Annotated in this window: 28 protein-coding genes and 1 riboswitch; all 28 genes read right to left on the reverse strand. The window is 40.3% G+C overall.

What is annotated here, in order from left to right; translation table 11 throughout:
• Nucleotides 1–6: 6 nt before the first annotated feature.
• The 28 genes from JJN14_RS09110 to JJN14_RS09240 all read right to left on the reverse strand — a co-directional run bounded on the left by JJN14_RS09110 (nucleotide 7) and on the right by JJN14_RS09240 (nucleotide 24,895).
• Nucleotides 7–303 carry a 50S ribosomal protein L23 gene (locus tag JJN14_RS09110; RefSeq protein ID WP_001055347.1) on the reverse strand — a complete coding sequence of 99 codons (297 nt, stop codon included), beginning with the start codon at nucleotides 301–303 and terminating at the stop codon, nucleotides 7–9.
• Nucleotides 303–926, reverse strand: coding sequence for a 50S ribosomal protein L4 (gene rplD, locus JJN14_RS09115; protein WP_000024537.1), 624 nt, complete (start codon nucleotides 924–926; stop codon nucleotides 303–305). Before rplD ends, JJN14_RS09110 begins: the two co-directional genes overlap by 1 nt.
• A gap of 24 nt (nucleotides 927–950) precedes the next feature.
• Entirely contained in the window at nucleotides 951–1,577 is a 627-nt protein-coding gene (rplC, locus tag JJN14_RS09120; protein ID WP_000160197.1) for a 50S ribosomal protein L3, read from the reverse strand.
• Nucleotides 1,578–1,659: 82 nt separating this feature from the next.
• The gene (rpsJ, locus tag JJN14_RS09125; RefSeq protein ID WP_001284513.1) at nucleotides 1,660–1,968 is read right to left on the reverse strand and encodes a 30S ribosomal protein S10; all 309 of its coding nucleotides are present in this window, start codon (nucleotides 1,966–1,968) and stop codon (nucleotides 1,660–1,662) included.
• Nucleotides 1,969–2,221: 253 nt separating this feature from the next.
• Nucleotides 2,222–2,839, reverse strand: coding sequence for a uridine kinase family protein (locus JJN14_RS09130; protein ID WP_201058479.1), 618 nt, complete (start codon nucleotides 2,837–2,839; stop codon nucleotides 2,222–2,224).
• Nucleotides 2,836–3,426 (reverse strand): anaerobic ribonucleoside-triphosphate reductase activating protein, encoded by a 591-nt coding sequence (gene nrdG / locus JJN14_RS09135; protein ID WP_201058480.1) that lies wholly within the window; start codon nucleotides 3,424–3,426, stop codon nucleotides 2,836–2,838. Before nrdG ends, JJN14_RS09130 begins: the two co-directional genes overlap by 4 nt.
• Nucleotides 3,419–3,925, reverse strand: coding sequence for a GNAT family N-acetyltransferase (locus JJN14_RS09140; RefSeq protein WP_201058481.1), 507 nt, complete (start codon nucleotides 3,923–3,925; stop codon nucleotides 3,419–3,421). The genes nrdG and JJN14_RS09140 overlap by 8 nt, the downstream gene beginning before the upstream one ends.
• A 43-nt stretch (nucleotides 3,926–3,968) precedes the next feature.
• A complete protein-coding gene (locus tag JJN14_RS09145; RefSeq protein WP_000521618.1) occupies nucleotides 3,969–4,109 on the reverse strand; it encodes a hypothetical protein in 141 nt (46 codons plus the stop codon).
• An 11-nt stretch (nucleotides 4,110–4,120) separates the two neighbouring features.
• Nucleotides 4,121–6,328 (reverse strand): anaerobic ribonucleoside-triphosphate reductase, encoded by a 2,208-nt coding sequence (nrdD, locus tag JJN14_RS09150; protein WP_201058482.1) that lies wholly within the window; start codon nucleotides 6,326–6,328, stop codon nucleotides 4,121–4,123.
• A 119-nt stretch (nucleotides 6,329–6,447) separates the two neighbouring features.
• Nucleotides 6,448–8,001: a damage-inducible protein CinA gene (locus JJN14_RS09155; RefSeq protein WP_201058483.1), complete on the reverse strand. Its 1,554-nt coding sequence runs from the start codon at nucleotides 7,999–8,001 to the stop codon at nucleotides 6,448–6,450.
• A gap of 254 nt (nucleotides 8,002–8,255) precedes the next feature.
• Nucleotides 8,256–9,788, reverse strand: coding sequence for a cardiolipin synthase (gene cls, locus JJN14_RS09160; RefSeq protein ID WP_201058484.1), 1,533 nt, complete (start codon nucleotides 9,786–9,788; stop codon nucleotides 8,256–8,258).
• Nucleotides 9,789–9,927: 139 nt separating this feature from the next.
• Nucleotides 9,928–10,389 (reverse strand): SP_0198 family lipoprotein, encoded by a 462-nt coding sequence (locus JJN14_RS09165; RefSeq protein ID WP_201058485.1) that lies wholly within the window; start codon nucleotides 10,387–10,389, stop codon nucleotides 9,928–9,930.
• Between the two features lie 84 nt (nucleotides 10,390–10,473).
• Nucleotides 10,474–11,724, reverse strand: a complete 1,251-nt coding sequence (locus JJN14_RS09170) for a bifunctional folylpolyglutamate synthase/dihydrofolate synthase (protein WP_201058486.1) — start codon at nucleotides 11,722–11,724, stop codon at nucleotides 10,474–10,476.
• Nucleotides 11,725–11,931: 207 nt separating this feature from the next.
• Complete coding sequence (locus JJN14_RS09175; protein WP_201058487.1) at nucleotides 11,932–12,237, reverse strand: DUF1292 domain-containing protein; 306 nt, start codon at nucleotides 12,235–12,237, stop codon at nucleotides 11,932–11,934.
• A gap of 15 nt (nucleotides 12,238–12,252) precedes the next feature.
• Nucleotides 12,253–12,672 (reverse strand): Holliday junction resolvase RuvX, encoded by a 420-nt coding sequence (ruvX, locus tag JJN14_RS09180; RefSeq protein WP_033684419.1) that lies wholly within the window; start codon nucleotides 12,670–12,672, stop codon nucleotides 12,253–12,255.
• Nucleotides 12,673–12,675: 3 nt separating this feature from the next.
• A complete protein-coding gene (locus JJN14_RS09185; protein ID WP_000507059.1) occupies nucleotides 12,676–12,942 on the reverse strand; it encodes an IreB family regulatory phosphoprotein in 267 nt (88 codons plus the stop codon).
• 86 nt (nucleotides 12,943–13,028) lie between these two features.
• The gene (locus tag JJN14_RS09190) at nucleotides 13,029–13,598 is read right to left on the reverse strand and encodes an SP0191 family lipoprotein (RefSeq protein WP_201058488.1); all 570 of its coding nucleotides are present in this window, start codon (nucleotides 13,596–13,598) and stop codon (nucleotides 13,029–13,031) included.
• Between the two features lie 65 nt (nucleotides 13,599–13,663).
• Nucleotides 13,664–14,062, reverse strand: coding sequence for a transcriptional regulator Spx (gene spx / locus JJN14_RS09195; RefSeq protein WP_000591165.1), 399 nt, complete (start codon nucleotides 14,060–14,062; stop codon nucleotides 13,664–13,666).
• Between the two features lie 135 nt (nucleotides 14,063–14,197).
• Nucleotides 14,198–16,858 carry a magnesium-translocating P-type ATPase gene (gene mgtA, locus JJN14_RS09200; RefSeq protein WP_201058489.1) on the reverse strand — a complete coding sequence of 887 codons (2,661 nt, stop codon included), beginning with the start codon at nucleotides 16,856–16,858 and terminating at the stop codon, nucleotides 14,198–14,200.
• A 194-nt stretch (nucleotides 16,859–17,052) separates the two neighbouring features.
• Nucleotides 17,053–17,203: riboswitch (M-box (ykoK) riboswitch) on the reverse strand.
• A 57-nt stretch (nucleotides 17,204–17,260) separates the two neighbouring features.
• A complete protein-coding gene (locus JJN14_RS09205; protein ID WP_201058490.1) occupies nucleotides 17,261–18,322 on the reverse strand; it encodes a M24 family metallopeptidase in 1,062 nt (353 codons plus the stop codon).
• Nucleotides 18,315–21,146, reverse strand: a complete 2,832-nt coding sequence (uvrA, locus tag JJN14_RS09210) for an excinuclease ABC subunit UvrA (RefSeq protein WP_201058491.1) — start codon at nucleotides 21,144–21,146, stop codon at nucleotides 18,315–18,317. The genes JJN14_RS09205 and uvrA overlap by 8 nt, the downstream gene beginning before the upstream one ends.
• A gap of 328 nt (nucleotides 21,147–21,474) precedes the next feature.
• Nucleotides 21,475–22,482, reverse strand: a complete 1,008-nt coding sequence (locus JJN14_RS09215; RefSeq protein WP_201058492.1) for a hypothetical protein — start codon at nucleotides 22,480–22,482, stop codon at nucleotides 21,475–21,477.
• 2 nt (nucleotides 22,483–22,484) lie between these two features.
• On the reverse strand, nucleotides 22,485–22,904 hold the full coding sequence (locus JJN14_RS09220) for a Panacea domain-containing protein (RefSeq protein ID WP_201058493.1): 420 nt from the start codon (nucleotides 22,902–22,904) through the stop codon (nucleotides 22,485–22,487).
• Complete coding sequence (locus JJN14_RS10355) at nucleotides 22,904–23,146, reverse strand: DUF7720 family protein (RefSeq protein ID WP_419991900.1); 243 nt, start codon at nucleotides 23,144–23,146, stop codon at nucleotides 22,904–22,906. Before JJN14_RS10355 ends, JJN14_RS09220 begins: the two co-directional genes overlap by 1 nt.
• A 363-nt stretch (nucleotides 23,147–23,509) precedes the next feature.
• Nucleotides 23,510–23,902, reverse strand: coding sequence for a hypothetical protein (locus JJN14_RS09225; protein WP_000417886.1), 393 nt, complete (start codon nucleotides 23,900–23,902; stop codon nucleotides 23,510–23,512).
• Nucleotides 23,903–24,028: 126 nt separating this feature from the next.
• A complete protein-coding gene (locus tag JJN14_RS09230) occupies nucleotides 24,029–24,277 on the reverse strand; it encodes a hypothetical protein (RefSeq protein WP_201058494.1) in 249 nt (82 codons plus the stop codon).
• Complete coding sequence (locus JJN14_RS09235; RefSeq protein WP_119942688.1) at nucleotides 24,264–24,605, reverse strand: replication protein; 342 nt, start codon at nucleotides 24,603–24,605, stop codon at nucleotides 24,264–24,266. Before JJN14_RS09235 ends, JJN14_RS09230 begins: the two co-directional genes overlap by 14 nt.
• Nucleotides 24,606–24,634: 29 nt before the next feature.
• Complete coding sequence (locus JJN14_RS09240) at nucleotides 24,635–24,895, reverse strand: hypothetical protein (RefSeq protein WP_201058495.1); 261 nt, start codon at nucleotides 24,893–24,895, stop codon at nucleotides 24,635–24,637.
• Nucleotides 24,896–24,936: the final 41 nt, after the last annotated feature.

Here is a 24,936-nt window from a genome sequence, read left to right on the forward strand (position 1 = left end):
CTTAGATTATTCAGCTTCAGCAGCAAACAACTCGATTGCTTTTGAATCAGCTGTAAGTGTGATGATAGCTTTTTTAGTTTTGTTAGTAAAACCAGTGTAACGTCCAACACGTTTAGCTTTAGGTTTTACGTTGATTGTGTTAACGTTGGCAACTTTAACACCTTCGAAAGCAGCTTCAACAGCTTGCTTGATCAAAAGTTTGTGTGCACGAGTGTCAACTTCAAATACATATTTTCCTGCTTCAAGTTGAGCCATTGAGCTTTCAGTGATTACAGGTTTTTTGATAACATCATACAAATTCATTATGCAAGAACCTCCTCGATTTTAGAGATAGCTGCTTGTGTGACAAGAAGTTTGTCGCTATTTGCGATGTCAAGAACACTTGCAGTTGTAGCAGTTGCAACTTTCACGTTTGGAAGGTTACGAGCTGAAAGAGCTGCGAATTCATTTCCTTCTTCAAGGATAACAAGTACTTTAGAATCGATGCTCAATGCTGCAAGAACTTTAGCAAATTCAGCAGTTTTTGGAGCTGTAAATGAAAGAGCGTCTACAGCTACGAATTTGTTTTCAGCAACTTTTTCAGAGTAAACTGATTTAAGAGCTAGGCGACGAACTTTTTGTGGAAGTTTGTAGCCGTATGAACGTGGAGTTGGTCCGAAGACAACACCACCACCACGCCATTGTGGTGAGCGGATAGAACCTTGACGAGCACGTCCAGTTCCTTTTTGACGCCATGGTTTGCGTCCACCACCTGATACTGCAGAGCGGTTTTTAACAGCGTGTGTTCCTTGACGAAGGCTTGCGCGTTGGCTGATGATCACATCAAACACGACTGATTCATTTGGTTCGATACCAAATACTGCATCGTTAAGAACAACTTGGCCAGCTTCTTTACCAGTTTGGTCAAATAATGTTACGTTTGCCATTGTGACTGATTTCCCCTTTCTTTATTATTTACCAGCTTTAACTGCTGATTTGATAGTGATAAGAGATTTCTTAGCACCTGGTACGTTACCTTTGATAAGGATAACGTTCTTTTCTGGAACAACTTGTACAACTTCAAGGTTTTGAATTGTTACACGGTCGCCACCCATACGTCCTGCAAGGTTTTTACCTTTGAATACACGGTTAGGTGCAACAGGTCCCATTGAACCTGGACGACGGTGGTAACGAGAACCGTGAGCCATTGGTCCACGTGATTGTCCGTGGCGTTTGATAACACCTTGGAAACCTTTACCTTTAGAAGTACCAGTCACGTCAACAACGTCTCCAGCTGCGAATGTTTCAACTGTGATTTCAGCACCAACTTCCAAGCCTTCAACGTTTTTGAATTCACGAATGAAGCGCTTAGGAGCCGTGTTAGCTTTCGCTACATGTCCTTTAGCAGGTTTGTTGCTCAACACTTCGCGTTTGTCATCGAAACCAACTTGGATAGCGTTGTATCCGTCTGTTTCAACAGTTTTAACTTGAAGAACAACGTTTGGAGTTGCTTCAATAACTGTTACAGGGATCAATTCGCCAGCTTCAGTGAAGATTTGAGTCATTCCCACTTTTTTCCCTAAGATTCCTTTTGTCATGAGAAAATAGTTCCTTTTCTATATTTTTTATTCAAAAAGTTTTTAACGAGCGTTTTTTATGCTCAAGGTATCAAGCTTTAGATTAAAGTTTGATTTCTACGTTTACACCACTTGGAAGATCCAATTTCATCAAGGCATCAACTGTTTTTTGAGTTGGGTTAACGATATCGATCAAACGTTTGTGTGTACGCATTTCAAATTGTTCGCGAGAGTCTTTGTATTTGTGAGTCGCACGAATAATTGTGTAGAGGCTACGTTCAGTTGGAAGTGGGATCGGACCCGCAACTTGTGCACCTGTACGAGTAGCTGATTCTACGATTTTTGCAGCCGCTGTGTCAAGCGTACGGTGTTCGTAAGCTTTCAAACGGATACGGATTTTTTTGTTTGCCATCTTTTTCTCCTTTTCGTCTATTTAAGATAATAGGCTAGCTCCACAAGAAAACCGACGCGGTGTTGCGTGGCAATGCAACCGAGCGTGTCGCAACCTCTTGCATCAAAGCTAAAGCTGTAATTTACAGCACCATAATAGAATAACACAAAGCCCCTGCGATTGCAAGGGATTTGTTGCTGTTTTTTCGTTTTTTTACTATGAAACTGTTTTCCTATTTTTTCTTTCTAAAATTACGGATTTTCTTCTATATAATTTAAGTTCTCTTGACCTCAAATTTATCTTCTGATTGTTTCACTAGAATGTCCGCTCTTGACTCAGTTTCTTTATAATATTGTAGATACTGATCCCGTCTCATCTGATGGCTAGCCAATATAACGGATCCATCACGATTTCTCACAGTCGTATCTCTAGCTAGGCGCCGCTTTAATTCGGTATTCTCATCCGTGTAGAAACAGATGGTTTTGTCAAAGAGTTCTTTGGGTAAAAAGCCCACAGACATCCCTTCGACAATCAAAATCGGTTTTGCTCCAGACAAGACCTCACTAGCTTTCCAAGGTTCTTCAATTGTTAAGATATCCATACCCGCCTGCAACGCGAGGATATCTCGCTCCAAACTCGCCAGTTCATGCGCCACTGGCAGACAGGCTGTTACCTTTTGATTTAGCGCGTCCTTTGGTACTACCAAATTGCGTCCGGAGGTGATATAAGGATCTGTTTCTAGCAAATTTACTGTAGTAGAATCTAAAGCTTGGTACAATTCCTGTGCAAAGGTTGATTTACCTGAAGCTCCATGACCGTATATTCCCAGTGTTTTGACTTTTCCAGCTTCTATCTCTGAAACCAATTGTTTTATCAGGTCTTTTTTCTTCATTCTCTCTTCACCTGTTCATAGCTTTCTTTTCCATCATTGAGCTTGTCCCAAATCACTACTTGCCCACTTTTGAGCGATTTTTGCACATCGATAATTCGTTGGTTGGATGAACCTCGAAACTGAAGCATAAGATTTCTCTTAGTTCGATCATACCGTCCATCAACAAGAATGTCAATCAATGATAAGAGTTCCAATTTATCTGAGGTCTCCAGCATCATTTCTTCCCAAGTATATCCCGTCCAGGACCAGATGTCTTTTTCTGGTAATTCCTTTCGGATGCGTTTAACGAGAGGCAAGAGAATACCCGTATTGAGAAAAGGCTCTCCTCCTAGCAAAGTCAAGCCTTGAACATAGGGCTGAGCAAGATCTGCCATGATCTGTTCTTCTAATTCTGCTGTATAGGGAATCCCCGCATTGAAGGACCAAGTAGCAACATTATAGCACCCCTCGCAGTGAAACATACAGCCTGATACATAGAGAGAGTTGCGCACACCTTCTCCATCTACAAAGTTAAAGGCCTTGTAGTCGATGATACGCCCCTGACTGAGTTCCTCGCTTTTCCATTCTTGTGGTTTTGGATTATTCATTCGCTACCTCTATCCAATAACGCTCGACTCCATTACGAGCATTCTCAAATATTCCACCATTTGCTAGAATGACTGCTCTACTAGCAGGATTATTCACGCTACAGGTAACAAGAGCTTTCTTGATGTTCTTTTCCTTAGCAAGTTGCAAGCCCTGACTGAGAGTTCCTTTAGCATAACCTTTGCCTCTTTCAGACGGTCGGATGGAGTATCCAATGTGGCCAGCATAATTCAGTAAACCCTCATTCAGTCTCAATCGCAGATTCAAAAATCCTAGAGCACGACCTACATCATCAAATGATACAAATTGAATAGAAGGAACACGATTTTCAGGCAAGTTAATTCCTATCTCCTTTTGCATATTTGTTTCCAACCAGTCTTCATAGGAAAAATTCTCTGTATCCCAGAAACCACCGTCGTGAGGCGACTGATATTTTTCAAATTCCTCCATCATATCTATAACAGCCTTCTTATCTGTTAATCTTGGTCTGCGTAGTTCCATCCTTACCTCCCACTAAGAGAAAAGCGAGAGTTGACTCTCACTTTTATTTTTTCTTATTCTTGTTTAAAAATTGTTCTCTGAGGTTGAGCAAGCGTTCTTTCTTACCAGCTCCACCTTTAGAGTGTTTCTCGTGATAACGGGTCACTTGTGCACGCCCTTTATCGTCTAATTGATATTTTCCCATTTCATTTCTTTCTAATTTGTTACTTGATGGCCAGCTATTTTAATCGTTGAGGCATTCATGTGTTTGACACGCGCAGCGATTTCCTTGTGACGGCCATTGACCATAGGTCTTGCTTGAGGATTTCCCAGATATCCACAAGTTCGTTTGACCACATCCACTGTTTTAGGGTCACTATTGCCACAGTTTGGACAAGCAAATCCTCTTTCAGTTGGTTCAAAATCCCCTTCAAAGTCACACTTGTAACAACGGTCAATCGGAGTATTGGTGCCTAGATAGCCTACACGGTCATAAGCATAGTCCCATACAGCTTCCAAGGCTTTAGGATTTTGCTGGAGGACTGGATACTCACAATAATGAATGAAACCACCTGACGCACCTGCTTCTGGATAGACTTTCTCAAAGTCTAATTTTTCAAACGGTGTTGGATTTTTACGAACATCGTAGTGGAATGAATTGGTGTAGTATTCTTTATCTGTAATATCAGGAATAGAGCCAAATTTCTCTGTATCTAGTCGGCAGAAACGATCTGTCAGACTTTCAGATGGTGTTGAATAAATTGAGAAATGGTAGCCATATTGATCCGACCATTCTTCCACACGGCGTTTCATATCTCGAATAATGTCTAGCGTGAATTCCTTAGCATCTGAATTGCTTTCCCAGCTGTTACCAAAGAAAACAGTCGCTACTTCATACAAACCAATATAGCCCAGCGAAACTGTCGCACGACGATTCTTAAAGAGCTGGTCAACACTTTCTTCTTTACCTAGACGATGACCAAAAGCACCGTATTGATAAAGGATAGGAGCATTTGCTGGTGTTGCTTCCTTGGTCCGTTCGACACGATAGACAAGAGCATCTTCAGCGATATTCATACGCTCGTTGAAGATTTCCCAGAACTTGGTCATGTCGCCCTCAGACTCGAGGGCAATACGAGGAAGGTTGACCGTCACAACACCTAGATTCATCCGACCTGAATTGACTTCTACACCATTCTCGTCTTTCCATCCTTGAAGGAAAGAACGACAACCCATAGGAACCTTGAAAGAACCAGTCAATTCGATAATCTTATCGTAAGACAAGACGTCTGGATACATCCGTTTAGTTGCACATTCTAGAGCCAACTGCTTAATGTCATAGTTGGGAGTTCCTTCCTCTAAGTTGAGACCTCGTTTCAGAGTAAAAATGAGTTTAGGAAAGATAGCCGTACGATGTTCCGAACCCAGACCCTTGATCCGAATGGTCAAGATAGCTTTTTGAATTTCCCGTTCAAAACGACTAGTTCCTAGACCAAAACCTAGTGAAGTAAAGGGGGTTTGACCATTTGAAGTGAAGAGAGTATTGATTTCATACTCAAGAGATTGCATAGCATCATAGATGTCTTTTTGCGTTTTCTTCCAGGCATAATCTTCCTGTTTTTCAGGCAAAACCCACTCTTCCGCATCCTTAAAGTGTTTTTGGTAATTCTTCTCTGCATAAGGCGCCAAGACTTCATCGATGCGGTCAGCTGAACAGCCTCCATACTGGCTAGAAGCAACGTTGGCGATGATTTGGGAAATCTGAGCTGTTGCAGTCTGAATAGACTTGGGACTTTCTACCTCTGCATTTCCAATCTTAAAACCATTTTCCAACATCCCCTTAAAATCAATCAAACAGCAGTTGGTCATAGGGGTATACGGACTATAGTCCAAATCGTGATAGTGGATATCTCCCTTTTGGTGAGCATTAGCTACGTGCTTGGGAAGTATTTGCAGTCCGATCGACTTCCCAACAATCCCTGCTGTCAAATCACGCTGGGTATTAAAGACATCGCTGTCTTTATTGGCATTTTCATTGACGACCGCTTGATCTTTATTGAGAAGTTTATGGATACTAAAGTTGATATCTGTCGCTTTTGAGCGCTCAAAATCCCTCTGTGTCCGATAAGTAATATACTCCTCAGCCAGCGCATATTCTTTGGCTTCAAGAAGTTCATGTTCTACAATATTTTGGATTTCATAAATCTTAACTCCCTGTGGAAAGCGACTATGAATTTCTGTGACAATACGCTCGGTCAGAGCATTTAGGCGCTTTTCAACCAAGGGTGTCACTTCCATAACCTTATCAGCCGCCTTGTGGAGAGCCTTGTCAATCTTGTCCACATCAAATACAACACGTCTCCCATCTCGTTTTTCAACGAAGAGAGTTGGCAAAATTGTAATTTTTTCTTCTAGTGCAATCATATGCATGCTCTTTTCTAAAATGTTCTTTCTAAAAAGTATTATACCACTCTAAAAAGAAAAATCAATATCTTGTGTTAAAAATCCTAAAATTTTTAAAAACACACAAGATATTGATTTTTTTATTTAATTTTATAGACTTTAAACTCTGAATAATCAGTCATTACTTGTTGGTAATTTTCTTTTAAGAGTGTCTCCGCCTCAGACCAGAGAGCCACCTTGTCGTTCACCACTATCAACTTAGGTTGATTTTCTTTCAAGTCATGAATCAAGCTGGCTTTATTCGCTTCTGTATTCGTATAAAGAAGAGGTGATGGGAACATGGATCCAGCCAAACGCTGGCTTTCTTTATACATTTGAACATGTGAATCCCAAATATAGATTTGGTCACCATCACTCGTCTCTTGTTTGACTCTATCTACCACTTGATGTTGTTCTCTATAAGAAGCTGGATGCAAGACAAAACGAGCCACAAAAGGAATTGCAATCAGGTAAACCACCACTAGGATCGGTAGGTAGAGATTTCCCTTCATGAATTTTTTCCATAAAGTAGGAACTTCTTCTCTTCTACTACGTCGAGCTACTCTAGCTAAATGTTTCCCACGAATACTGGTCATCAAAAGAAGGAGTAAAAATGGAAGGATTAGAATCAAACGCGAACCGTGAAGAGGTTCTTGAGAAAAAAGCAACAAGGCTAGTACAAATATGAAAGCAAAACTAGCTGGTACGGAAATAACATATAATCTTGATGCCTTTGATTGGAACAATCCTAGAAAAACAAGGAAGAGAGCTCCTAAACCAAAGGTCAACAAACCATAGAATACAACATTATCCATTAGTTGAGGATTGGTAGAGATCTGGAGGGAATCAATCGGATATAAAAGACTTCCTAGAGCTTCTCCAAAGCCACCTGAAGCAAGGACATAGTAGCCTACTGGGTAAAAGATGAGAGAAAAACCAAGTGCTGCTGTAAAAAACTGATAAACTCCATGAGCAAGGCGACCATGCCCAACATTAAAGACAAATAAACCGATCGTTACTACTGCAATAAAGAGAAGACTTGTAAGAGGCTCTATGAAAAATGATAGGGCCAAGAAAATCCCCAGACGTAAAAATCCCTTGTCATGAGTAGGATTTGATAGATAAGCTGCTATGAATGAAAATCCTGCAAATAAGAACGGTAGAGCTAAAATCGTAGCGTAGCCTCCGCCAAAACCAAGACCGGATACCAAAATATAAAATATGGTTAGGAGTTGCTTGGCTTGTTCCCTTTGTCCCGTCAAATACTCTGTCGAAGAAAAGAGGAAATAACCTCCTCCTAAGAGAGCCAACCATTCTACCAAGGCAAAAAGAATGCCTCCCTGAGTGATGTAAAGTAGTAAGTAATAAAGAAGACCTTGACCAGCATAATAGCTACTGTAGAGCTGTCCTCCCTGATGTAAAGCCCACCCTATATACAAATCCTGAGCCTGAGAAGGACTTACCATATCTAAAAGTAAAGGTATCACCACAGAAAAAACCGTTGCAATCGTACTTCCAATGATGAGTCTAAAAAACGGAAAAGCTACCTGTTCTTCTTTTTCTACATGAGATTCAAGCTTCCTATCCAGTCTATTTTCAATTTCATTCCTCTGTATCGTTTCGGATACTTCTTCGATTCTGCCATATACAGCCATATCGTTTCTCCTATTCAATTTATCTGTCTTAGTATATCAAAAAGACCTAAAATTGTCAGCTTGCGATGGCTGTTTGAGTGATTTTTTGCATAGTTTCACAAAGGTTTCAATTTCTCGAAATCGGTGTAAATGCGTCTGTTTAAATGACATGATATAATCCAATTCTTTCTGAGTCAGCATCGTTCCTCCTACATCTTCTTATTCGTAAAAGGCAAGAAAAATAGGACTGGGTTGTATCCTAAGTCCTAGATTTCTTATAAGATTGGGGCGAATAACTGGGCGATTTCCTTAATTAATTTCTGATACCAGCTATTTTTTATCGTATGAGGGAAAATTTCTTGAGATACTGAAAAAATCTCCTGAAAATCTTTTTGAATCTCTGTGATTGATTCCGTTTTATATAGCAAAACTGCATCTTCATAGTGATGAAGCAAACTTCTATAATCTAAGTTAATGGTTCCAACTGCAGCAAAGTCCTTATCCACTAAGATTTGTTTACTGTGGATGAAGCCTGGACTATACTCAAAAATCCTTACTCCCGCTGACAACAAATCCGGATAGGCTCCTCTTGTTATGAGTTGGATTAATTTTTTATCCGGAATGAAAGGAGTCACGATGCGGACATCAACACCTCTCATGGCTGCATTTTTAATACTCTCAGTTAAATCATAGTCAATAATCAAATAGGGTGTTGTGATATAGACTGAATCAGTAGCCTGATTAATCAAACTTTGATAAACTTTTTTCCCTACCTGGGTACGGAAGATAGGCTTGGGTCCACTACCGTAAGGAATGCAGAGCCCTTGGCCAGAACAAGGCTGATTTTCCAAGTGATACTGGTCAAAATCGCTGATTTCCCCACGATTGATGTACCAAGTCATCAAAAAGAGACGGGTTAGAGCCTTGACACCAGGACCATCTATGCGAATCCCACTGTCCTTCCAGTACCCAAAGCGTTCTACATGATTGATGTACTCATCGGCTAAGTTAATGCCTCCTGTATAGGCTACCTGACCATCTATGACAAGGATTTTACGATGGTCCCTATTGTTGTAAGCCACTGTCAAACGAGGAATCACCTTGTTAAATTTATGGGCTTCAATTCCTCGACTACGAAGCTGAATAGTATAGTCTCCAGGTAAAGTCGCCATACAGCCGATATCATCATAGAGCATCTTGACCTCTACACCCTGAGCTGCCTTTTGCTCTAGTATATCTAGTATGCTATTCCACATCAGACCTTCTTCGACAATATAGTACTCTAGAAAGATAAACTTTTCAGCTTTCTTGAGGTCTTCCAACATATGTTGCCACATGCTTTCACCCGAAGAAAAGAATTGTGAGTCTGTTCGATCATAGACATCGGCGTTGCTATCCATACTTAACAAAGATTTGATAACTCCATAAGCCGCCTTATCCTCTTCCTTCAATTTCTGGCGGAGAGCTTTGCTATTATCCTCCCGAAAATGCATGGAACCAAGTTTGTCCAACTGCTTGATTTCTTTTTTGGACAATCGCCTTTCACCAAACATCAGATAGAGCAAGGGGCCAATGACAGGAACAAAAGTCACCACTAACCACATTACCTTGCTTTCAGGCGCCATGGAACGATTGACAATAGCTACGATAGTCGCCATACTCATAAAGATTAAGAGAACAATCCATAGAATAGGAGCCATCCGCCCTAAATAAAGAAAGAGACCAAAAACAAGACAAAGTTCAAGTAGCATAATCGAAAGACTAAAGCCATACTTGGACATTAATAATTGAAATTTCCTATATTTCATATCCCCTCCTTGATATTTTGAATGGTAAAAACAGGTAATTGATACTAGTATAACTCAGGTATTCGATAGAAGGCAAGTATTTATGATCATTTTTCTGACTAATCATAAAAGAGACCGAAAAATCCAGTCTCCTTCTAGTCTATTTTGATAAAATAATGCGATCAGACGCGTCTCTATCCATATCGTCAATAATCATCTGATTGCCATTGATTGCATAAATCTTGGCATCATCACCAATAATCATGCGTTGATTGGCTGGATCGAAGCTAACCTGCTTGATTTCTTGTTCCCCATCAGTTTCTACCTGTGTCCAGGTGCCAGTTGTTCCAGTTACCACTAAAGTGATACGATCTCCTTCGTCCTGACCAGTATAAGTTCCATCAATGTTAGTTGGTTGAGCCTCAGGCGCATTTTGTGAAGAACTTGTCGTTGCCTGGTTTGTATTTTCTGTAGAAGATGAAGCTGCTTGTGATTGTTGAGTTTGTTGTGTTTGCGGTTGAGCTACTGGTTGTTGAACCTGTTGAGCTCTTTGTGAACAAGCTACTAAGAGACTAAGACTTGCTAAAGAAGCAAGAGAAAGTGTGAATGTTTTTAATTTCATGATGAATTTCCTTTCTGCTACCAATTTAGAGAAATTTCCTCCTAACTGGCAGTTCCCCTAGTATAACAAGTTCAAAAAAGGAGGTCAATTTATCTGCTCATGCCCCAGTAGGTGACTCCGTACTTCTGAGATAAAATAGAGTGAGCCTGTAACGAACAACAAATCCTGGGTATCGGCTCTTTCTTCGAAACTGCTGATAAATTCGCGATAAGAAGGAATTACATGGTAACCTGTTACATCTGTATCATCCAGAGAACCTTGATAGTCGAAGCCGGTCACCTTGAGTTCCACCTGAGGCAAATTTTCAGCCAGATAGCCTAACATCCCCTGATAATCCTTACGTTTCAAGGCTCCAAAAAGGATTTTAGGACGATAACCTTCCTGCTCTTTTCCTTTGATAAATTCAACCAAGCGAGTCAAGGCAGGGAGATTATGGGCACCATCCAAGTAAATCTGAGAACGAATACGCTCCAAGCGACCAGCCCAATGGGTCTGCTTCAAAGCCTGTCTTACAGCCTGCTCATCAACAACTTCCTTTCCTTCTCCCATAAAAAGAAGAAATGCTTGCAACGCCAAGGCTGCATTTTCCTGCTGATAGGCTCCTTCCAAGCCTATTTTCAACTGCGAAAGATTTAGTAAAGAGCTTGAAAAATTCCCATTCAGCGTTGAAAAATCCTGACCTGCCTGATAAAGGTCAACAGCTAAAGAGTCTGCTTTTTTCTGACAAACAAGCCTAGCTTCTGAAGGCAACTTAGCAATCACTGCCTTTTTACCAGCCTTAAAAATACCAGCTTTCTGCTCTGCAATTGCTGCTATACTGTCACCCAGAGTCTCCTGATGGTCAAGCCCGATGGAGGTTATGACAGCAAGCTCTCCAGTTACCACATTAGTCGTGTCAAGTAAGCCACCAATTCCCACTTCTAATAAAACCAAATCCACCTCTTGCTCTCTAAAATAAAGAAAAGCAATCAAGGTCAGCAATTCAAAAAAGGACAACTGATCATGGGTTTGCAGAAGCGTTTTCTCCATCTCCTTGACCTGATTAGCCAAACGGATGACGTCTGCATCAGCTATTGGTTGCCCGTTAATGCAGATTCGATCATTGATAGAGACGATATGAGGGGAGGTAAAGGTCGCAACTCTTTTGCCTTGCCCCATAAATAACTCCCTCATAAAAGCAATGGTAGAACCTTTTCCATTAGTTCCTGTTACGTGGATAATAGGATAAGACTTCTCGGGATTCCCCAACAAATCCACCGCTTGCTGCATTCGGCTCAAACCTGATCGAAAATTCAAACCAATCCGACTATGGAGCCATTCTTCTACTTCAAACATATACATCTCCTTAATTAAAGGTTCAATCAACTACCTAGCAAAATTCCGTAGATAACAAAAAATGAGGTCAGGATTTTCGTCTCGACCTCTTACCTGGTTAGCTAATAACTAGCTCCTATGAATGTTAATCTGGGGTAAAAATTCTCCCCAGATGTTCCAACTCTTCCAATTTCTGGGAGTTGGGCTGATACAGTCTCCCAGACTGTATCACTCCTCCTCAAAACTATTGAAGACTTCTTCAAGCATGTTCCATTCGTCTTCTGAGTCTTCTGGGACTAATTGCCATTCGTCTTCTGTTCCATCTTCGTTTTTGATGAATGAGCAAGCTAGGATTTCAACTTGTCCGTCTTCGTCTTCTTCTGCGTTAACTGGTTCTAGAAAAGCATAGTTTTTGCCAAATTCTTCTTTTCCGTCAATCTCCAAAATGATTTCAAACAAGGTTTCATTTCCTTGCTCATCTACTAGTGTAATTAATTCACGTTCTTCGTGGTCGTGGTTATGATCGTGTGACATAGCCTCTCCTTTATATTAAAATTTTCTATCTAAATAATTTTGTAAAATCAGCTGAGCTGCTAACTTATCAATGACTTTCTTGCGCTTGTTGCGGCTAATATCTGCTTGCTCGATCAACATGCGCTCTGCGGCAACTGTTGTCAAGCGTTCATCTTGATAGTCTACTGGTAAACCAAAAAGCTCTTCCAGCTTTGCTCCGTAGGCTTGACTAGCTTCCACGCGCGGTCCACTTGTATTGTTCATGTTTTTAGGCAAGCCCACTACAAATCGTTCCACCTTGTAAGTATCAACCAATTCCTGAACGCGGTCAAAACCAAACTGGCCTTGCTCCTCATTGATTTGGATGATTTCAAGTCCTTGAGCTGTAAAACCGAGCGGATCGCTGATGGCCACCCCTACCGTTTTTGAACCGACGTCCAATCCCATAATTCTCATAGGTTATAGATCGACTCCTTGTCCTTTAAGGTAGTAGCGGACTAATTCCTCAACGATTTCATCACGCTCATACTTACGGATTTGATTTCGTGCATTATTATAACGAGGAACGTAGGCAGGGTCTCCACTCAATACGTAACCTACGATTTGGTTAATTGGGTTGTAGCCCTTATCGTTCAACGAAGCATAGACATCAGTCAAAGTTTCGCTAATTTCTTTTTTATTGGAATCGTCCAATTTAAAACGTACTGTTTCTTCAGTAAATCCCATTCTAACACCCTCTTTCCTTAGAATAGTACCATTATAGCATAATTCCTTACCTTCTACAATTCAGGCAGTCTATTTATTTGGATTTTCTATTGTTCTGTCGCACCATTTGCCAATCTATCTGAAATATATTTGCTTGGTTCATTTTTCAAAAGATTTTCCAAGCCAATATTCTTTAGATATTCAACCTGTGAAGCTTTTTTTACATCTAAAACCTGAAAATCATAAGTAGTTGTTGTTTGAATTTCTGTTTCACTTAGTAGCTTCGTCTCAAGCGTAAAACCTGGCAACTTGCGTGCTTCCTGAATTGAGGTATCTTTACCTTCAGCTTCAATGAGGGCTTTTTGAGTAGCCTCTACACCATGCTCAGTTACAAAAGTCTTCAATTCATCGGTAACTGGTCTTTTTTGAATAATAGTCAAACTTAAAAATTGTTTTCCTTTATACGTGACCGTTTGAATCTGCTGACTGCCATCATCTGACTTTGGCAAGACCAAAGTCTTGGTCACAACTGTATTCTTCTCGGCATTTTCAATAACTGGCAATGCCGACTGAAGCGTATCCTTTTCTGTTTTTGTAGCTGTTCCAGTTTCTTTTTTCTGTCCGCAACCAACCAGGACAAAAAGGAAAGCTAGACTAACAAGAACTATTTTTTTCATTTCTTTCTTCTTTCTTTTTGAAATTCAAATAGAATAAGACTGGGAGTTGCTCCCAGCCTTGATGTTTATAGAGCCGCACGCAAACGTGCTTCTGCATTTTCTACATTACGGACAGAGCGTGGTAGGAAGGCACGAATATCGTCTTCCTTATAGCCAACTTGTAGGCGTTTTTCATCTACAAGGATTGGGCTCTTTAAAATTCTCGGTGTTTCCATAATCAGATTGAGGACTTCATTGACACTCAAATCTTCAATATCCACTCCAAGGGCTTTGGCATAGCGATTTTTAGACGAAACAATGCTGGCTATTCCGTTATCTGTTTTGGTTAGAATATCCAGTAATTCTTCTCTCGTAATTCCTTCTTTACCAAGGTTTTGTTCTTTATAACTTAACTGGTGGGCATTGAGCCAGGTTTTTGCTTTTTTACAGCTAGTACAACTTGAGACTGTATAAATTTTAATCATGTACCTACCCCTTTCGCTACATGTTACTATCAGTTTAGTCTATTATACCATAAAAAACATCCGACTTGCGACCTATTTTTAAATTTTTTTAACTTTTTTCGTCATTTTCGTACTTTTTTCTTGACAAAATGAAATTTACAGCCATTCTTGATATTTTTTGATATAGATTTTTTTCACAATTGTCACGCTAATCATATACAAAATAATGATGAAAAGTAAAAAGATGAAATAAATCGGTTTTAAAGGAGTTAGATGAAGTAGGATTGCGAGTGGACTATAGGGAAGGAAGGTCACAAAGGCTGCAGCCAATAAGGTTGTCACAAGGACTAGCCAAGCTGGACGACTTTGTAAAAAGGGAATTTTGGCTGAACGCAGCATATGGATAACCATGGTCTGTGACCACATGGACTCGATAAACCAACCTGTCTGAAACAAGACAATAAATCCTACGGCAGACTCCGCTCCATGAACATAAGCTTGACCTGTTGTCATGGGTACAATGATAAAATAAAGCAAACTGAAGGTCAAAATATCAAAGGCAGAAGAGATAGGCCCCATCCAAACCATGAAACGTGTGATGGACTTAGCTTCCCAGGTATGCGGATTTCTCAAAAAATCTTTATCCACCTTGTCAAAAGGCAAGGCAATACAAGACAAATCATAGACTAGATTTAGGATAATCAAATGGACTGGTGCCATTGGTAAAAATGGCAAAAAGATTCCAGAGACCAATAGGGATAAGATATTTCCAAAATTAGAACTCACTGTCATTTTGATATATTTGGTCATATTGGCATAGACCTTACGACCTTCAACCAGTCCTTTTTCAAGCACCATGAGATCCTTATCAAGTAGGATAACATCAGCTGTTTCTTTGGCAATATCTACCGCTGTGTCAACAGAAATCCCCACATCTGCAACTTTCATAGAAGGAGCATCATTGATTCCATCTCCCATATAGCCAACAGCATGACCATTAGCCTTAAATTGCAAAATAATTCGTGCTTTTTGGTCAGGAGAAAGTTTGGCAAAGACGGTTACCTCCTCCACGGCTTGAGCCAATTCTTGATTACTCATCTGGTCAATTTCAGATCCTAACAGCATCTGATTGATATCCAAACCAACCTTTTCACAGACTGCTTGGGTAACCTTTTCGTTGTCTCCCGTTAAAATCTTTGTTTGAACTCCATGTTCTAACAAAGCCTTAATTGCTGGTGCTGCAGATGGTTTAGGAGGATCTAGGAAGGCTAAATAACCAGTTAGAATCATATCCCCTTCGTCATCAACTGTATAGGCATGATCTTCCCTCAAACCTGACTTATAAGCCACTCCCAAGACACGCAAACCTTGTTGATTGAGTTGTCTGACTTCTGCTAATATTTCCTCTCTAATAGAATCTGTCAAGGGGGTAATCACTCCTTGGTATTCCGCATGACTGGAAATCGTCAACATTTCCTCTAGGGCACCCTTGGTCACTAAACTAACCACTTCGTTCTCATCCTTGACGATGACACTCATCCGTCTACGTTCAAAATCAAAGGGCAATTCATCTATTTTTTGAAAGGTTTGAGCCAGATTTTGCAAGAGGGCGTGTTCTTTTGCTTCCTTTTCAGTCCGTTTGATGATGGCTCTGTCCATCAAATTTTTCAGGCCCGTTTGAAAATAAGAATTGAGATAAGCTCGTCTCAAGACGGTCAAATCCAAGCGTCCGTGGATGTCCAAGGGATATTCTAGAACGATTTCGTCTTGGGTTAGAGTTCCTGTCTTATCTGTACACAAGATATCAATCGCCCCTAAGTCCTGTATAGCATTGAGTTTCTTGATAACCACTTTTTCCTTGGCCATAATGATGGAGCCTTTTGCTAGACTAGCCGTGATAATCATAGGAAGCATCTCAGGTGTCAATCCAACACCAACACTCAAAGCAAATACGCCAGCTTCCAACCAGTCGCCATCTGTTAAACCATTGGACAAGAAAACGATGGGCACCATGACCAACATCAAACGAATCAAGAGCCACGAAATACTATTCATCTCCCGCTCAAACGAAGTAGGCTCGTCATAGGTGTTCAAAGTCTGTTCAATGGCCCCCATCATGGTATCATCACCAACTGCTAAAACCACAGCCTTGGCACTACCAGATAAGACATTGGTTCCCATAAAGGCCAAGGATTCGGCTTCTAGCAGACTATCAGATTGCTGAACTGTTGCCTTGGTCAAGGACAATTTTTCAACCGATTCACTTTCACCTGTCAAGCCCGACTGTTGTACAAAGAAATCGCGCGACTCAAATAAAAGAAGATCTGCTGGAATCATGTCTCCAGCGCTTAATTTAACCACATCACCTACTACCAAATCATCGATAGGTACTTCTTGGATTTCTCCTTGACGAATGACAGTCGCTGTGTTGACAATCATTTTTGATAGATTAGTCGCAGCCTTATCACTACGGAGTTCTTGGACAAAGCGTATGCCACCAGAAATGAGGACTAGGACAACGATGATAATGGAAGTTGTCGGATCTTCTTGACCTGGTTTTGCCAACCAGACATTGGTCACCAAGGAAATCACGGCGATGACCAGTAAGATAATCGTAAAAGGATTGATAATGGATTCGTAAATCTTTTTGAGGATACTGTCTTCTTGACCCTTTGTGATGGTATTTTCGCCATATAGGTCACGATTTTTCTCCACCTGCTCCTCAGTCAAGCCTGTTAGACTTGTCTTATAAAAAGAGAGAGTTTCGTTTAAAGATGTATGAATAGCTGTTGCTAATCTTTCTTTTGTAGTTTTCATTGGTTTCTCCTATCTGTATGAATGATGTGTTTCATACACAGAGACCAATCACTTTATAAGGGCAGAACGACACAAATCAGCGATTGGCTGTGTATGTGCGGTTCCGGATGATCGTCAATTTGCATCGTCTGTCTCCTTTCTTTGATTTAAACAGTAGAAAATCCCACCATAAAATGGCAGGATTAAAAAACTAATTATCTGTTTTTCGTTCAAGCTTTAACTCCATAGGGCAATGTAATGAGCTTAGTCTTGGCCTTCGCGACCAGGACTGTTGACCAACGAGTAGTGTCTCCACTGCTTTGCGGTAGTCATCCGTATCCCTATGGTAGCCTCACCTACCGTTTTCGTTTTTCAGTATAAACCTTTAAAATTTAAAAGTCAATCATTTGAGTTGTTTAACTCTTAAATAACTATCAACTCTTTTGGAGCTAGGGTCAATAATTCACAACCGGTCTCTGTAATCAGGATATCATCCTCGATACGAACTCCATATTTACCTTCGATATAGATACCTGGTTCATCGGTTAAGGCCATACCTGCCTTAATAGTTTCTGTAGAAGTTTGGCTAAAGTAAGGCTCTTCATGTATATCCAGTCCAATACCGTGTCCAATACCGTGGGTAAAGTAGTCGCCATAGCCTGCCTCGATGATAATATCACGAGGAATTTTGTCAAAGTCACGGAAACCTAAGCCAGCCTTAGCCTGATCAATCAAGGCTTGGTTGGCTTTGAGAACCGTATTGTAAATCTCCGCCTGCTCGTCGCTGACATGCCCCAGATAGATAGTCCGTGTCATATCACTGACATAGTGGTCATAAAGACATCCGAAATCCATGGTAATGGCTTCTCCCAGCTCCACTGGTTTGTGCATTGGATGGGCATGGGGCTTAGAAGAGTTGATTCCGCTAGCTAAGATAGTGTCAAAAGATAAGCCAGATGCTCCCAACTCACGCATACGGAAGTCAAGGAAGTTGGCAATCTCAATTTCAGTCTTTCCTGGCTTAATAAAGTCAAGCGCATCGCGGAAAGCTTGGTCTGAGATAGAACAAGCCTTGCGAATAGCTGCAATCTCCGCTTCATCCTTAATCATACGAAGACCTTCAACAAACTGAGTTTGTGGAAGCAAGTCAAACCCTTCAAAGGCTGCCTGCATACGGTGATAATAAGAGACCGAAATCTCATCTTCAAAACCGATACGAGACAAGCCCATATCCTTAACAATTCCGGCAATGACAGCCAATTCATCACGGTCAGCCACAATCTCAAAACCACTGGTTTCTTGCTTAGCTGCAATGATATAGCGAGAGTCTGTCACCAAGACCTGTCGGTCACGGCTGATGAAGACTGTTCCGTTTGAGCCCCAAAAACCCGTCAAATAATAGACGTTTTTAAGGTTATTGATGATAATGCCATCTAGTTCTTTTTCTTGCATTTTAGCCAGAAATGCTTGTACGCGTTTATTCATGATGTAACTTTCCTTTCAAATAGTGTCCTGTGTAGCTGGCTTCGTTGGCCGCTACTTCTTCTGGAGTTCCTGTCGCGATGATGGTTCCACCACCGACACCGCCCTCAGGTCCCAAGTCAATAATATGGTCTGCTGTCTTGATAACGTCTAGATTGTGCTCGATAACAAGGACTGTATTGCCATCGTCTACAAAGCGAGCCAAGACTTTAAGCAAGCGAGCGATATCCTCGGTATGAAGACCTGTCGTCGGCTCATCCAGAATGTAGAATGACTTACCTGTCGAGCGTTTGTGGAGTTCACTAGCCAGCTTCATACGCTGAGCTTCTCCTCCAGAAAGGGTAGTAGCTGGTTGTCCTAGTGTCACATAGCCTAGCCCCACATCCTTGATGGTCTGAAGTTTGCGTTGAATCTTTGGAATGTGTTGGAAGAATTCCACCGCATCATTAACCGTCATATCCAAGACCTGCGAGATATTCTTTTCCTTGTAGTGAACTTCTAGGGTTTCACTGTTGTAGCGGGTGCCATGGCATACTTCACAAGCCACGTATACATCTGGCAAGAAGTGCATCTCAATCTTGATAATCCCGTCACCTGAGCAGGCTTCACAGCGACCACCCTTGACGTTGAAACTGAAACGCCCCTTCTTGTAGCCTCGAATCTTGGCTTCATTAGTCTGAGCAAACAGGTCACGTATATCGTCAAAGACTCCTGTATAGGTAGCAGGGTTGGACCTCGGCGTTCGTCCGATAGGACTTTGGTCAATGTCAATCAAGCGGTCTACATGCTCAATCCCTGTAATAGTCTTAAATTTACCAGGTTTGTCTGAATTACGGTTGAGCTTCTGGACAATGGCTTTTTTGAGAATGCTATTGATTAGGGTCGATTTTCCTGAACCTGATACACCTGTCACTGCGATGAATTTTCCTAGTGGGAAGCGAGCTGTGACATTTTGCAAATTGTTCTCACGCGCTCCTGTCACTTCGATAAAACGACCATTTCCGGTACGGCGATCTTCTGGCACTGGAATGGCACGTTTTCCTGACAAGTACTGGCCTGTGATAGACTTACTGTTACGAGCTACCTGTTTAGGCGTACCTGCCGCAACAATTTCCCCACCAAAAACACCGGCACCGGGACCAACGTCAATCAGATAATCCGCCTCACGCATGGTATCTTCGTCATGTTCCACTACTATGAGAGTATTGCCCAAATCACGCATCTTTTTGAGACTGGCAATCAAACGGTCATTGTCCCTCTGGTGAAGACCGATTGACGGCTCATCTAGGATATAGAGGACACCTGATAGGTTAGAACCAATCTGGGTTGCCAAGCGAATACGTTGACTTTCCCCACCTGAAAGGGTTCCTGCTGAACGAGACAGAGTCAGATAGTTAAGACCCACGTTATTAAGGAAGGTCAAACGGTCCTTGATTTCCTTGAGAATAGGACGAGCGATGATGGCTTCATTTTCAGAAAGAGTCAACTGACTGACTAATTCCAAATGATCAGCGATAGACAGGTCTGAGATTTCTCCGATATGTGGTCCTTGCTCGCCACCCACACGGACAGACAAGGCCTGGTCATTGAGACGATAACCATGACAGGTTCCGCAAGTCAGCTCATTCATGTAAAGGCGCATCTGGGTGCGGGTGTAGTCACTATTAGTTTCATGGTAGCGACGTTTGATATTATTGACAACTCCCTCAAAAGGAATATCGATATCGCGTACACCACCAAATTCATTTTCATAGTGGAAATGGAATTCCTTGCCATCTGAGCCGTAGAGAATCAAGTTCTTATCTTCTTCTGACAAGTCCTCAAAAGGCTTATCCATATCCACTCCAAAGGCTGTCATAGCCTGCTCTAGCATGTTTGGATAATAGTTTGATGAGATAGGATTCCAAGGTGCTAGCGCTCCCTCACGTAAGGTTTTGCTGGCATCTGGCACTACCAAATCAGTATCCACCTCCAACTTGATACCCAAGCCGTCACACTCACTACAAGAGCCAAAAGGAGCATTGAAAGAGAAGAGACGTGGCTCTAACTCTGGAACAGTAAAGCCACAAACTGGACAGGCATAATGCTCAGAGAACAACAACTCAGAGTCGTCCATAGTGTCGATAATGACATAACCTTCTGCAATACGAAGGGCAGCCTCAATGGAATCAAAGAGACGACTACGAATGCCCTCCTTGATAACAATACGATCAACCACGACATCAATATTGTGTTGCTTGCTCTTAGATAACTCTGGCACTTCGGTCACATCATAGACTTCCCCATCCACACGGACACGAACATAACCATCTTTCTGAACCTTCTCGATAACACTCTTATGTCGGCCTTTTTTCTTGCGGATGACAGGGGCCAAAATCTGCAAGCGCTGGCGTTCTGGCAATTCCAAAACCTTATCCACAATTTGCTCCACAGAAGAAGCCTTGATAGCTCCATGCCCGTTGATACAGTAAGGCGTCCCCACACGCGCGTAGAGGAGACGCAGATAGTCATTGATTTCAGTCGTTGTTCCCACCGTCGAGCGAGGATTTTTACTAGTCGTTTTCTGGTCGATGGAAATAGCTGGGCTGAGACCATCAATAGCATCTACATCAGGCTTCTCCATATTCCCCAAGAATTGACGAGCGTAGGCTGACAAACTCTCCACATAGCGACGTTGACCCTCCGCATAGAGGGTATCAAAGGCCAGACTGGATTTCCCTGAACCTGACAAACCAGTCACTACAACCAGCTTGTCTCGTGGAATCTCCACATCAATATTTTTTAAATTATGGGCACGCGCCCCATGAATGACAATTTTATCTTGCATCTTTGTTCTTTCTAGTCCATTATTGCTTACCATTATACCAAAAAAAGTGAGATTCTATTACCCAAAAGGATGAATTTGTAGTATAATAAAAAACTTCTTATTTTATGTTTCCTTAGGGCTTCCTAACCCTTATATCACGCGCTTTTGAACAAAAAACACTAACATTACTTTTTACTACTTGCTCCCCCAAAGTACGCAAAAAGGGGAGCAAAAAAGCCCCACAAAAGGGCTAAAATTTGACGAGTTCAGCAGGCAAGAAACTAGCACGGTCAAACGTGCTTTTTTGACACTTAATAATATAAGATGAAATAATATTTTTTAGATAGTTCTACTTAATACATAGAAGTGAAAAACTAAATACAATTGCACAGACGATCATTACGGTTAAATAGAATCTATGCCTTTCACAAAGATGTTTAAGATTCCAACAAACATTCTCACACTTACAACTTTTTTGTAAGATAGGTTTCTCAATAATAACTGAAACCCAATACATTAAAGAATAGAGAATTGTTATTAAAAAACTAATTAAAATAGAAGAGATAAGCAATATCTTACAAATTGATACATCCTTATTTTGTAACCCTTCTAATATCTTAGCTAATGAATCAAAACCACCGAACATCACAAATACAAAAGCTGAGAAAACACCTAAAATAGCTATAAAATCTGTATACATAGACGTCTGCTTTTTTGAAAGCCTATCTATTTCGGTTTGGTAATCATTTAATTTTTCATCTGCTTCTTTTAATTTTTCATCTGCTTCTTTTAAACTTTTCTGTATGCCAGAAAGTTTAGTTTGTGTTTCTAAATACAAACTATCGTATTGAATATGAGCTAATCGAGCATGCTCTATTGCTTTTCCAACACAAATAATAGCTTTTTGTTGATAGCTATCCATAAGAGATAATTGAGCTTTAGACGAGATAGACGCTTTAAATTCTCTTAGAAGATCAAGATATTCGTTTTTTATAGCTTCTAAAAAATCGCCCAATTTATCAGGAATATCTTTTCTGTTTTTATCTACTTCCAAAACAGCTTTAGTTATTTCAGCATAACCAACCCTGTAAAGTTCGTCCGCTTTTGCAATTTCAATTAATAATCTTAAATCGTCTTTTATTTCTTTCGTTCCGTAGCCCTGTTTTTTTCTTCCAGGCTGATTTACCTTAGATAATATTCTTTTTGTAATTGTATTTAGAGAATCATCATCTGCTGTTGTTTTTAAATTAAAATCTGGAGCTTTTTTTAAAAACTCTGAGAAATAATCAATAAAATCTTGCTGTTCTCCTGAGAGACTTTTCTCTAATCCCGTAAAACTTTTTTCTAATTGAGTCATAATTAAATATCCTCAAATCGATATTTTACTGTACTAGTATATCCACAAATTTTATCACTGTTCATAGACCAGAACGGAATACGGTGGCTAATATCAATTAAAGTAAATACATCTGTCTTCAACAACTCTATGATTATTTGATCTAATAGTCTCAAAGAAGGCGATTTTTCAAAATGTCCAATAATAATCTCTGATGAAAACCTTCTAAACCTCAAATATTGCTCACGAACAACTGGCCCATACTGCCAAACCTCAAAAGGTTGATCATACATTTCTCTCAGAAATGATTCTTCAATAATCTCATCTTCTTTTGCTAGTTTAAAAGCGAAATACATAATTTTTTGCAGTTGAAGATTAGTAATTGGTAATTTATTTTCTTTAGCAACTGCAATAATGTGATTTGCAAATTTTTCCATATTCATCACAGCCACCTCCATTGTTTTATTATTCTTATTATACCATACTTGTTAAGTATAATATGTTTAATTCTATTTTTTTTTAAATTTTCTGTCTTATGTATCTCTACTAAGTGAAGCACTAGATCACGATACTTCCAAGTTGATACTAAGTAATCTAGTAACTCTTTATCTTCTACCTTAAAATCTAATAGGAGTAATAACTTAAGATTGTATACATTCTTTAGTATCGGTAAACTATAAGTCACGTTTACCTAATGTTCAAAAACTAGTTTAGTTTCTTCAATTCTCGTAAGTTCAATATTTAAAATCTTCATTTTCCTTCCTCCTACTTTATTATTCGTAAAAGAAATAAAAAGCACTTAGATTTCTCTAGGTGCTGGAATAGGCGGGACGGGAATTCCCCGCTTTTCAGATACCCAAAGGGGGCGTAGTTCCCGATATTTCTCTACTTCTATTCTTTATCTATATTATACACCTTTTCTAATCCTTTTCAACCACAAAAGCCCCCTGAATCGTTTCCAAAGGCTTCTAGTTTATCCATGGTGTTTTGTCTACCCCAAAACAAAGCGAAATAGGGGGGCGAATATGAAGCCTCAGCCTACATTTGCCTACTTATATGCTTCTAGCTCTCCGTTCTGGTGGATTCTCGCAAAGTTTAAGACGGCTATCTGTTTGTATCGGTGGTAGCTAGTGGATTTTGTCCCAGCAATTTCTAAACATTCGCTTACTGTTTTCTTCCTCATGTAGCAATAATGGATAATAAAGTATTTTCTGGCTCGCTTGTTCTCTATGCCATTGATGTCTTGGGCGAATATTTCCAACCCCTCACGGATTGCTTTTTCATGCTTGCTAGTCAAATTCCACTGATCAGGTAAGACAAGTTTCCAAGCCTCTTCATCTATCGTAACTTGGTTTTCACTCCCTGCCATCCTCTGGAATCTCAGAAAGTAAGTCATCCGCTCTCTTACGTTCATCATCGTTTTAAACTTATCCAGTTCCATTAGTTCGCTCCTTTATGATATAATGTTTTTATCAGACATATCACAAAGGAGTCAGTTGTGCTGGCTTTTTTTCGTTTTCTCGGCGTTCAAGGATACTCTCCTTATCTGATTGATAACTGACAAGCGCTAATCATCACAAAAACCTATATTATCCCAGAATATCCGCAATCCTTTTGTATTTCTAATTTCTGAGATAGCTTTTTCTGCTTCTTCTTTTGTCGGATAGACTTCTATAATATCTTTAGGATTTTTCCCACCTATCCTATATCTTACCTCAAAATGTCCAGTATCAATCTGCGTCAAAAACACGGTATCAACTTCATCAACCACCGCTAACTTATTCAACCTATTTAAACGGTTTTTAATCGCCTTCATCTAGTATCTTCGCCTCTAACACTTCTAATTGCTCCACTACCTCAACCATTTCAACTGCCTTATAAGCCATGTTTAGAATGCTCTGGGCGCTCTGTTGTCTCGCATACGGGCTTACTGTCTTATCAAGCATGATTTCCCTTAATACATTGACTGCCTCAACGCTTGCATTCTGTAACAGCGTAGTAGACTCCTTTAGTTGTTCGCTACGTCTTTCACGGTAAATTCTCTTAAAGGTTGCATCGTTCAAGTAATTGTAAGCCGTCTTTCTAGTGATCTCACTTAATTCACTAGCTTTTTTTACATTCCCAGTCATGAGATAATTGGCCATAAATATTTCTTTTTTTCTACTTAATTCTGTCAAATACTAGTCACCTCGCTTTCTTTAACCTTGCTTTTAAGTTCGTCTATTTTTTCTTTTGCTCGTTTATAATCTGAAGATTTGACGTCACTAAATTTTCTAGGGATATAATCATCCATGTTTATATCCAGTCCGTTGTCTTGAAAAGCTAATCTCAGACAATCCACATATAGAGACATACACTCATCTTGTGTAGCGTATTCCGTCTGAGATGCGTGTTCCTTTATCTTTTCTAGTCTTGCTTTTAAACTTCTAACCATTCCCCTACCTCGTGTGTAATTCTGTCTGATTTATGTAAAAA

The organism is Streptococcus mitis, from assembly GCF_016658865.1.
Lineage (GTDB): Bacteria > Bacillota > Bacilli > Lactobacillales > Streptococcaceae > Streptococcus > Streptococcus mitis_BT.